Here is an 8,676-nt window from a genome sequence, read left to right on the forward strand (position 1 = left end):
GCCTGTTCGTCCTGCGGCGCGGGGCGCTGGGAGATATCCGGCGCGATCAGCTCGACGCCTTCCTTCTTCGTGATCGCGATGCGGGCGGAAAGCACCGCCTTCTGCACACCCTGATAGACGCGGTCGAGCGCGCCCTCGTAACGCCTGCCGGTGAGGCCGGGATAGGCGGCGAACTGGACCCGCCGATCGGCAGGCGTGATCACCGTCGCGCGCGGCAGCCATTTCTGGCTGGCCTTCGGCTCAGCGACCCATGGCGGCGGGTCGGCAATATCGGTGGAAATGTCGTAGAGCGGCGGCAGGGTGAAATAATAGAAGGCGCCGGTTGCCACTACGGCGAGCGGAACCGCCGCATAGATCAGCCCTTTCGTCGCCGCAACGCCGCCGCTTGCGCCGACCTGCCAGAGCCGCATCAGGCCGATCAGCGACAGAGGCACGGAAACGGCGGCGATCGCTGCGGAAAGAAAGAGCAGAGCCAGAAAATCGGGGGTCGCCAGGGGACCGAAACGATGTGCCAGCGCGGCGATCACGAACAACGCCAGAGCCGAGAAGGCCAGCCTGCGGGCCGTATAGGCCGAATGGGAAACGGGCCGGACAAAACGGACGGGCATGGGATCGGCAAAGGCTCCATGGCAAAAGCGCTCGCTCATGTGTAAAACAGCTTCGCCCGGAATGGAATCCCAAGGTTGCAGCCCGGCCGAATGAAAAGGAGTTCATCTCATGCGCCCTCACAGCCTTCTCCTCGTCACCTCGCTTATCGCCCCGCTTTGCGTCCTGCTGGCAGGCTGCCAGACGATGACGCCGGAGGAACGCCGTGCGGCGGACGAGACCACCTGCGCCAGCTACGGCTTCAGGCGCGGCACGGATGCCATGGCGCGCTGCATGCTCGACATCGAACTCGACCGCCGCGCCGAGGGGCGCTCGATGCAGTCCCGCGCCGATGCGATGATGTGGCGGCCGATGGTGGTCGAACGCCGGGTGATCGTGGAGCGGCGCTAGGCGAAAGCCTAGAGGTTTTGCGGCGATTGCCGAAACGCAGGCGTGATCGCCCGCCGGGAACTTCTTCCCTGTCGAATTGTTTGGATCTCCCGATAAGTCGACGGCTTGAAGGACGTTTCCCATGGCCCATTCGCCCACCCATTCCACGACCTCCCATTCCCCCCATTCGACGGCCCGCATTGCCCGACATCCGATCCATCCGATGCTGGTGCCCTTCCCGATCGCCTGTTTTGTCGGCACGCTTCTGACCGACATCGCCTATTGGCGAAGTGCGGAGATGATGTGGGCGAATTTTTCCGCCTGGCTGATCAGCGCCGGCGTTGTCCTTGGCTTGATCGCGGCGATCGCCGGGCTTGTCGATTTCATCGGCGACCGGGCGATCCGCAGCCAACGCCCCGCCTGGCCGCATGTGATCGGCAACCTGATCGTGCTCGTCATCGCCACGATCAACATGTTCATCCACACGCGCGATGCCTGGACCTCGGTCGTGCCCTGGGGGCTGACGCTCTCGGCGGTCACGGTCGTGATCCTGATCGTCACCGGCTGGCTCGGCTGGTCGATGGTCTATCGCCATGGCGTAGGAGTAACCGAATGATGTCCATGATTTCCTCCAGAGGCGCCGGACGCGCCGCCGCTGTCGCGCTTCTTTTCTCCTCGACCTTCATCGTGGCGGCACAGGCCGCCGACGGCTTCGATCCGATGAGCCAGGTCGGCCCCAACCCCGTGCTTCCAGAACCGCAGCAATATCTGTTTCCGCCGATGCACCTCGCCAAGGTGGTTGGCTGGAAGCCCGGCGAAACGCCGACAGTAGCGGCCGGGCTGAAGATCGAAGCGATGGCGACCGGGCTTCAGCATCCGCGCTCGCTCTATACGCTGCCGAACGGGGATATCCTGGTGGTGGAATCGAAGGCGCCCGGGCTCGAACCTGTCAAACGGCCGAAGGACCTTGTGATGGGCTGGATCGAGTCGATCACGACGGGCGGCGGCGGTGAAGGCGGCGAAAGCAACCGCATCACCCTGTTGCGCGATGCCGATGGCGACGGCAAGCCGGAAACGAAGAGCGTGTTTCTCGATCACCTCAACTCGCCGTTCGGCGTGGCACTGGTCGGCAGCGACCTCTATGTCGCCAATACCGATGCGATCATGCGCTATCACTACAATACCGGCGACACCAGGATCACCGACCCCGGCACGCGGCTGACCGAGCTTCCGGGCGGCCCGATCGACCACCACTGGACCAAGAGCCTGGTGGCAAGCCCAGATGGCTCGCTGCTTTATGTCGGCGTCGGCTCGAACAGCAACATTGCCGAGAACGGCATGCAGGCGGAGAAGGACCGGGCGGCGATCTGGGAGGTGGACCGGGCGAGCGGCCGTTCGCGGATCTTCGCGACCGGCCTTCGCAATCCGAACGGGCTGACGTTCGAGCCGGCCACCCATGCGCTCTGGGCCGTCATCAACGAACGTGACGAGCTCGGGCCGGATCTGGTGCCGGACTACATGACCTCGGTGAAGGACGGTGCCTTTTACGGCTGGCCCTACAGCTATTACGGCCAGCATGTCGACCCGCGGGTGCAGCCGCAGCGGCCGGACCTGGTCGCCAAGGCGATCCCGCCGGATTATGCGCTGAGCTCGCACGTGGCGCCGCTGGGCATGACTTTCTACACCGCCGATGCTCTGCCGGCCAAATACAAGGGCGGTGCGTTCGTCGGCGAACACGGCAGCTGGGACCGCGACAAGTTCAACGGCTACAAGGTCGTGTTCGCGCCCTTCAAGGACGGCAAACCGAACGGCAAGGCGGAAGACGTGGTCACCGGCTTCCTCAACAAGGACGAGGCGGCCCGCGGCCGGCCGGTCGGCGTCGCGGTCGACAAGGCTGGCGCGCTGCTGGTTGCCGACGACGCCGGCAATACGGTCTGGCGTGTCACCGGTGCGCAGCAGACGGCAGCGGTGAAATGACGATCACCGGCGGTATTGCAGCTCGATCTTCAGGCCTTCCGGACCATAGACGAAGATCTGGCCGATATCGGTATCGGGTATGGCGTCGTGTTCGAAGCGGTAACCGGTCGCCGTGATCCGCTCGACGGCGGCGTCATGATCGTAAAAGCCGAAAGCCACGTGGTTGAACATGCCGGGCGGAAAATCGCCGTCACGGGTGACGATGCTCAGATGAATGAAGGGATGGCCGTCGAGATAGAGCCAGCGGCCGGGGTCGGAAAAGGGCGGCCGGTAGCCTTCCTCGGCCCCGAGCACCTTGCCCAGGAACGCGATCATCGCGTCGGCATCGCGCGTATGAATGTTGACGTGGTCCAAGCGCGGCATGTTTCCTCCCTGTCGCTCCCGGCGGATAAGCTAACACGGGAAGGTCGTCGTCCTAAACCCCCATGGGCAGAAACGGAAAACGGCGGACTTCAGAAATTCTTCATGTCGTAATGGGGAATGCCGACATCGAAGAATTCTTCGCCATAGGCCTTGAAGCCGAAACGTTCGTACATGGAGATCTTGTCCCTCTGGGCCGCCAGATGAAAGCGGTTGCCGCGGGCTTGTCCGTGCGCTTCCATGGCGGCGCGGATCATGGCGCTGGCGACACCCTTGCCGCGCCACGGGCTGGTGACCGCGACCCGGCCGATCTTGGCATAATCTTCCGCATAGATGACCCGCAACGTGCCGCAGACCTCACCCGAAACGACGGCGACGAAGTGGAAGGCGGTCAGGTCGTCGGCATCGAATTCCATGTCCGCGGGCACGTTCTGTTCGACGATGAAGACTTCGCGGCGAAGGCGGAAACCTTCGTTACAGAGCGTGCTGAAGACGGGCACGGCGAGAACGGTGACTTGGTTCATGATGGTCTCCTCGGCTGCATTTCCGAACGCCTATTTGTTTTTTCGGCGACGGCCGGCATGACATAAACATCCCCAATCGGCTTTTAAAAGCCGGTTCGATCTGCCATGATCCTTCCATGAGCGAACCGCAGAAGCCAATCTCGATTGAAGATGCTATTTCGCCGGCGCCGACGGAGGCAGCCGACGACCTGCACGCGTGGCAGGTCAAAAAACTGGCAGAGCGAAAAAAGTCGGCTGATGAGGGACGATTTGCTTCCGCCGAGACGGTGCGCGCGGTGATCCGCAAATTCATCCCCAATGGATGAACTCGTCTGGCTGGACGAGGCGCTGCAAGATCTCGATGAGATCGGCTCCTATATCGCACTCGACAATCCACAGGCTGCCGAAAACGTGGTTCGCCGCATCGTGGAAGCTGTTTCCATGCTGGCGTGGCACCCGAAAGTCGGCCGACTGACTTCGGATGGAGATACACGGCGCCTCACCATTGCCGGCACGCCCTATATCGCGTTTTATCGTCTTCGCGAACGGGCGGAGATACTGGCCATATTTCACACGTCCCGAAAATGGCCGGACCATCTGAAATAGGGGATGAACCCTTGGTTCATCCCTTCCTCCTTTCGATCGCCGCCTGGGCCGCCGCAAGGCGGGCGATCGGTACGCGGAAGGGCGAGCAGGAGACGTAGTCGAGGTCGGCATTCTCGCAGAAGCGGATCGAGGCGGGGTCACCGCCGTGTTCGCCGCAGATGCCGAGCTTCAGGTCGTTGCGGGTCCGGCGGCCGCGTTCGGCGGCCATCTGGATGAGTTCGCCGACGCCGTCGAAATCGAGCGAGATGAACGGGTCGTGCTCGATAATGCCCTTCTTCTGGTAGGTCGGGATGAAAGCGGCCGCATCGTCACGCGACATGCCGAAGGTCGTCTGGGTCAGGTCGTTGGTGCCGAAGGAGAAGAACTCGGCCGTTTCGGCGATCACATGGGCGCGGATGGCTGCGCGCGGCAGCTCGATCATCGTGCCGGCGAGATAGGCGATCGGCACGCCGGTCTCTTTGGCGACATCCTCGGCGACGCGGTCGATGACGCCCTTCACGTAATCCAGTTCCTTGCGCAGGCTGACGAGCGGCACCATGATTTCCAGTTCGACCGGTTCGCCGGTCGACTTGCCGGCCTCGACCGCCGCCTCGAAAATGGCGCGCGCCTGCATTTCGGCAATTTCAGGATAGGAGATCGCCAGCCGGCAGCCGCGATGGCCGAGCATCGGGTTGAATTCGTGGATGGCGTCGATGCGGCGGGCGAGGAAAGCGGGCGGCATCGCCATCGCCTTGGCGACCTCGGCGATCTCTGCTTCCGTCTTCGGCAGGAATTCGTGCAGCGGCGGATCGAGCAGGCGGATCGTCACCGGCAGGCCGTGCATGATCGAAAACAGCTCGATGAAATCCGAGCGCTGCATCGGCAGGAGTTTTCCGAGCGCCTCGCGACGGCCCTTCTCGTCTTCGGCAAGGATCATCTCACGCATCACATGAATGCGGTCGCCTTCGAAGAACATGTGCTCGGTGCGGCAGAGGCCAATGCCTTCTGCCCCGAAGGAACGGGCGGCGCGGGCGTCCTGCGGGGTGTCGGCATTGGTGCGCACGGTCATGCGGCGGGTCTTGTCGGCCCAGGCCATCAGCTTGCCGAAATCGCCCGACAGCGCCGGCTGGATCATCGGCACGGCGCCCTTCAGCACCTGGCCGGACGAACCGTCTATCGTCACCGTGTCGCCGCGCTTCAGCGTCATCCCGCCGCTTCCGATCAGGAGTTCGTTGCGCATATCGACGCGCATCGAGCCAGCACCGACGACGCAGGGAATACCCATGCCGCGGGCAACGACGGCCGCATGGCTGGTCATGCCGCCGCGGGTGGTCAGGATGCCTTCAGCGGCGTGCATGCCGTGGATGTCTTCCGGGCTCGTTTCGATGCGCACCAGGATGACCTTGCGGCCCTCGTGCTCCGCCTCGACCGCCTCCTCGGCGGTAAAGACGATCTCGCCGGTCGCAGCGCCGGGGGAAGCGGGCAGGCCGGAACCGACCACGTGGCGCTCGACGCGCGGATCGATGGTCGGGTGGAGAAGCTGGTCGAGCGAGGGCGGCTCGATGCGGCAGACGGCCTCTTCCTCGGTAATGACGCCTTCCTCCACCATGTCGACGGCGATCTTCATCGCCGCGCGGGTGGTGCGCTTGCCGGAACGTGTCTGCAACATCCACAGCTTGCCGCGCTCGATGGTGAATTCGAGGTCCTGCATGTCGCGGTAATGGATTTCCAGCCGGTCGCAAATCGCCTTGAATGCGGCAAACGCCTCCGGCATCAGCTTTTCCATCGACGGCTTTTCCGAGCCGGAGGCGATACGCCCCTCTTCGGTGATCGATTGCGGCGTGCGGATGCCGGCGACGACATCCTCGCCTTGGGCATTGACCAGAAATTCGCCGTAGAGCTCCCGTTCGCCGGTCGAGGGGTTGCGGGTGAAGGCGACGCCGGTCGCAGACGACGAGCCGAGATTGCCGAACACCATGGTCTGGACGTTGACCGCCGTGCCCCATTCCTCCGGAATGCGGTGGAGCATGCGGTAGGTCACGGCGCGCGGGTTCATCCAGCTCGAAAAGACGGCGCGGATGGCGCCCCAGAGCTGCACATGCGGATCCTGCGGGAAGCTGGTGTCCAGCTCGTCCTCGATCATCCTCTTGTAGAGGCTGACGATATGCTGCCACTCGACCGCCGAAAGATCGGTGTCGTAATCGTGGCCGAGGCGGGCTTTTTCGTCTTCCAGGATCTCCTCGAAGATCTCGTGGTCGAGGCCCATGACCACATCCGCATACATCTGGATGAAGCGGCGGTAACTGTCCCAGGCAAAGCGCGCATCGCCGGCATCGTGCCCGAGCGCCTGCACGGTCTCGTCGTTGAGGCCGAGGTTGAGGACGGTGTCCATCATGCCCGGCATCGAGGCGCGGGCGCCGGAGCGCACCGACAGCAGCAGAGGCTTGACCTTGCCGCCGAAGACGCGTCCGGTCTGGCCTTCGATGACGGTTATCCCTTCGAGGACCTGCGTCTTCAGGTCATCGGGAATGGTTCTGTTGTTGTTGAAATAGAAAACGCAGGCATCGGCGACGATGGTCAGTCCCGGAGGAACGGGCAGGCCGAGGCTTGCCATCTCGGCGAGATTGGCGCCCTTGCCGCCCAGCCGCTCGACATCCGCGGCGCGGCCCTCCGCCTCGCCGCCGCCGAAGCGATAGACCCATTTCGACATTGCTGCTCTCCACCCGTCGCAGTCTTTTACGCATAACTACAAGTTTTATGACGGTTTGGAAACGGATATGGGCAGGATTATGTTGCGCCGCAACAAAAGCGGTCACATGCGGTTCCGAAACGGGCTTGGGAGCGCTTAAAAACAAAGCTTTGCGGGGCCGGATCACAGGCGGCCCCGCAAAGCTTTCCGCCCAGGACAGGAAACCCGGACGGGGGGTGGGAAACTTTCAAGTCGGACTGCGAAGCGTATGGACGCTCAGGCGCGTTCCAATTCCACAGTCAACAAAACAACAATAATCCGAAAATTACATCCCCCATATGGGTGATTCTACGTAGATGCAGGTAAATTTATACCGGAGACATAAAGTTGAAAATTGATCCTCGTCAATGACTGGCAAAAATCATGTGCGACGGAACGATCAACCCGCCTCAACCGGACCCGCTCAGCTCGCCTCGCGCAGCAGTTCCGCGGTCTGGAGATCGACGGAAACGAGCTGGGAAACGCCCTGTTCGCCCATTGTCACGCCGAAAAGACGGTTCATGCGGGCCATGGTGATGGGATTGTGGGTAATGATGATGAAGCGGGTTTCGGTGGAGGCCGCCATCTCGTCCATCAGATTGCAATAACGTTCCACATTGTGGTCGTCCAGCGGCGCATCCACCTCGTCCAGCACGCAGATGGGCGCCGGATTGGTGAGGAAGACGGCGAAGATCAGCGCCATCGCCGTCAGCGCCTGCTCGCCGCCAGACAATAACGTCATGGTCTGCGGCTTCTTGCCGGGCGGGCGGGCGAGAATTTCCAGCCCCGCCTCGAGCGGATCGTCCGATTCGATCAGTTGCAGCTCCGCCGTGCCGCCGCCGAAGAGATGGGTGAAGAGCCGCTGGAACTGCTCGTTGACCACGTCGAAGGCGGCGAGCAGCCGTTCGCGGCCCTCGCGGTTGAGGCTCTGGATTGCGCCGCGCAGCTTGCGGATGGCGTCGATCACGTCGGCGCGCTCGCGCATCAGGTTGTCGAGCTTGTCGGAAAGCTCCTTCTGCTCTTCGTCGGCGCGCAGGTTGACGGCGCCAAGCCGTTCCCGCTCCATGCGCAGGCGATCGACCTCGCGCTCGATCTCACGGATATCGGGCAGCGCGCCGTCGGGCTTCAGGCCTGCCAACCGCAGGACCTCGTGCGGCGGGACATTGAGCGTTTCGCGGATCCGCGCCTCGCTCTCGTGACGTTTTTCCGCCGCCGAGACCAGGCGCTCCTCGGCACGGCCGCGCTTCTCCCGCGATTCGGCGAGTTCGGACAAGGCAACGACGGCGATCCGGTCGGCTTCGCGCTGATAGGTTTCCGCCTCGGCCAGCCGATCGCCGGCCGCGCGGCGGGCCTCCTCCGCCTTCTGGAGTTCGGTCAGCAGCGCTCGGCGTTTGTCGTCGAATTCCTCGGGCGCGGCTTCGAGATCGGCGATCTCTTCGCGGGCCTCTTCCTCACGTTCTCTGAGGCTCTCGATATGGTCGGCGGCGCTTGCCGCCCGGGCGGTCCAGGAGGCGCGCTCCTGGGCTATCGCGGCAAGGCGACGCTTGC

The 8,676-nt window shown here is 63.3% G+C and carries 8 protein-coding genes and 2 pseudogenes; 5 read left to right on the forward strand and 5 right to left on the reverse strand.

What is annotated here, in order from left to right:
• Nucleotides 1-647 (reverse strand): annotated as a pseudogene (locus MOV61_RS26010) (hypothetical protein); the annotation flags it as partial.
• A gap of 70 nt (nucleotides 648-717) precedes the next feature.
• On the opposite strand from MOV61_RS26010, the gene MOV61_RS26015 reads away from it, so the two are divergent.
• From MOV61_RS26015 to MOV61_RS26025, 3 genes are all read left to right on the forward strand, one after another.
• Complete coding sequence (locus MOV61_RS26015) at nucleotides 718-996, forward strand: hypothetical protein (RefSeq protein ID WP_247138650.1); 279 nt, start codon at nucleotides 718-720, stop codon at nucleotides 994-996.
• A 121-nt stretch (nucleotides 997-1,117) separates the two neighbouring features.
• Nucleotides 1,118-1,591 (forward strand): DUF2231 domain-containing protein, encoded by a 474-nt coding sequence (locus MOV61_RS26020; RefSeq protein ID WP_247138651.1) that lies wholly within the window; start codon nucleotides 1,118-1,120, stop codon nucleotides 1,589-1,591.
• A complete protein-coding gene (locus MOV61_RS26025; protein WP_408962434.1) occupies nucleotides 1,588-2,952 on the forward strand; it encodes a PQQ-dependent sugar dehydrogenase in 1,365 nt (454 codons plus the stop codon). The genes MOV61_RS26020 and MOV61_RS26025 overlap by 4 nt, the downstream gene beginning before the upstream one ends.
• 3 nt (nucleotides 2,953-2,955) lie before the next feature.
• Here the strand turns inward: MOV61_RS26025 and MOV61_RS26030 are convergent, their stop codons facing one another.
• Both MOV61_RS26030 and MOV61_RS26035 read right to left on the reverse strand, forming a co-directional pair.
• Entirely contained in the window at nucleotides 2,956-3,315 is a 360-nt protein-coding gene (locus MOV61_RS26030; RefSeq protein ID WP_247138652.1) for a VOC family protein, read from the reverse strand.
• 89 nt (nucleotides 3,316-3,404) lie between these two features.
• Nucleotides 3,405-3,836: a GNAT family N-acetyltransferase gene (locus tag MOV61_RS26035; protein WP_258719001.1), complete on the reverse strand. Its 432-nt coding sequence runs from the start codon at nucleotides 3,834-3,836 to the stop codon at nucleotides 3,405-3,407.
• 116 nt (nucleotides 3,837-3,952) lie between these two features.
• Here MOV61_RS26035 and MOV61_RS26040 point away from each other — a divergent pair, with 116 nt between their 5' ends.
• Nucleotides 3,953-4,141 (forward strand): hypothetical protein, encoded by a 189-nt coding sequence (locus tag MOV61_RS26040; RefSeq protein WP_038540740.1) that lies wholly within the window; start codon nucleotides 3,953-3,955, stop codon nucleotides 4,139-4,141.
• Nucleotides 4,134-4,421, forward strand: coding sequence for a type II toxin-antitoxin system RelE/ParE family toxin (locus MOV61_RS26045; protein WP_247138653.1), 288 nt, complete (start codon nucleotides 4,134-4,136; stop codon nucleotides 4,419-4,421). Before MOV61_RS26040 ends, MOV61_RS26045 begins: the two co-directional genes overlap by 8 nt.
• A gap of 16 nt (nucleotides 4,422-4,437) precedes the next feature.
• Here the strand turns inward: MOV61_RS26045 and ppdK are convergent, their stop codons facing one another.
• Complete coding sequence (gene ppdK, locus MOV61_RS26050) at nucleotides 4,438-7,110, reverse strand: pyruvate, phosphate dikinase (protein ID WP_247138655.1); 2,673 nt, start codon at nucleotides 7,108-7,110, stop codon at nucleotides 4,438-4,440.
• A gap of 442 nt (nucleotides 7,111-7,552) precedes the next feature.
• Nucleotides 7,553-8,676, reverse strand: a pseudogene (locus tag MOV61_RS26055) (chromosome segregation protein SMC); the annotation flags it as partial.

The organism is Neorhizobium sp. BETTINA12A (genome assembly GCF_023006485.1).
Lineage (GTDB): Bacteria > Pseudomonadota > Alphaproteobacteria > Rhizobiales > Rhizobiaceae > Neorhizobium.

Excerpts from the sequence above, each read along its gene's own strand:
- MOV61_RS26015 (WP_247138650.1), top strand. The coding sequence starts at position 718 with ATGCGCCCTCACAGCCTTCTCCTCGTCACCTCGCTTATCGCCCCGCTT.
- MOV61_RS26045 (WP_247138653.1), top strand. The coding sequence starts at position 4,134 with ATGGATGAACTCGTCTGGCTGGACGAGGCGCTGCAAGATCTCGATGAG.
- ppdK (WP_247138655.1), bottom strand. The coding sequence starts at position 7,110 with ATGTCGAAATGGGTCTATCGCTTCGGCGGCGGCGAGGCGGAGGGCCGC.
- MOV61_RS26040 (WP_038540740.1), top strand. The coding sequence starts at position 3,953 with ATGAGCGAACCGCAGAAGCCAATCTCGATTGAAGATGCTATTTCGCCG.
- MOV61_RS26025 (WP_408962434.1), top strand. The coding sequence starts at position 1,588 with ATGATGTCCATGATTTCCTCCAGAGGCGCCGGACGCGCCGCCGCTGTC.
- MOV61_RS26020 (WP_247138651.1), top strand. The coding sequence starts at position 1,118 with ATGGCCCATTCGCCCACCCATTCCACGACCTCCCATTCCCCCCATTCG.
- MOV61_RS26030 (WP_247138652.1), bottom strand. The coding sequence starts at position 3,315 with ATGCCGCGCTTGGACCACGTCAACATTCATACGCGCGATGCCGACGCG.
- MOV61_RS26035 (WP_258719001.1), bottom strand. The coding sequence starts at position 3,836 with ATGAACCAAGTCACCGTTCTCGCCGTGCCCGTCTTCAGCACGCTCTGT.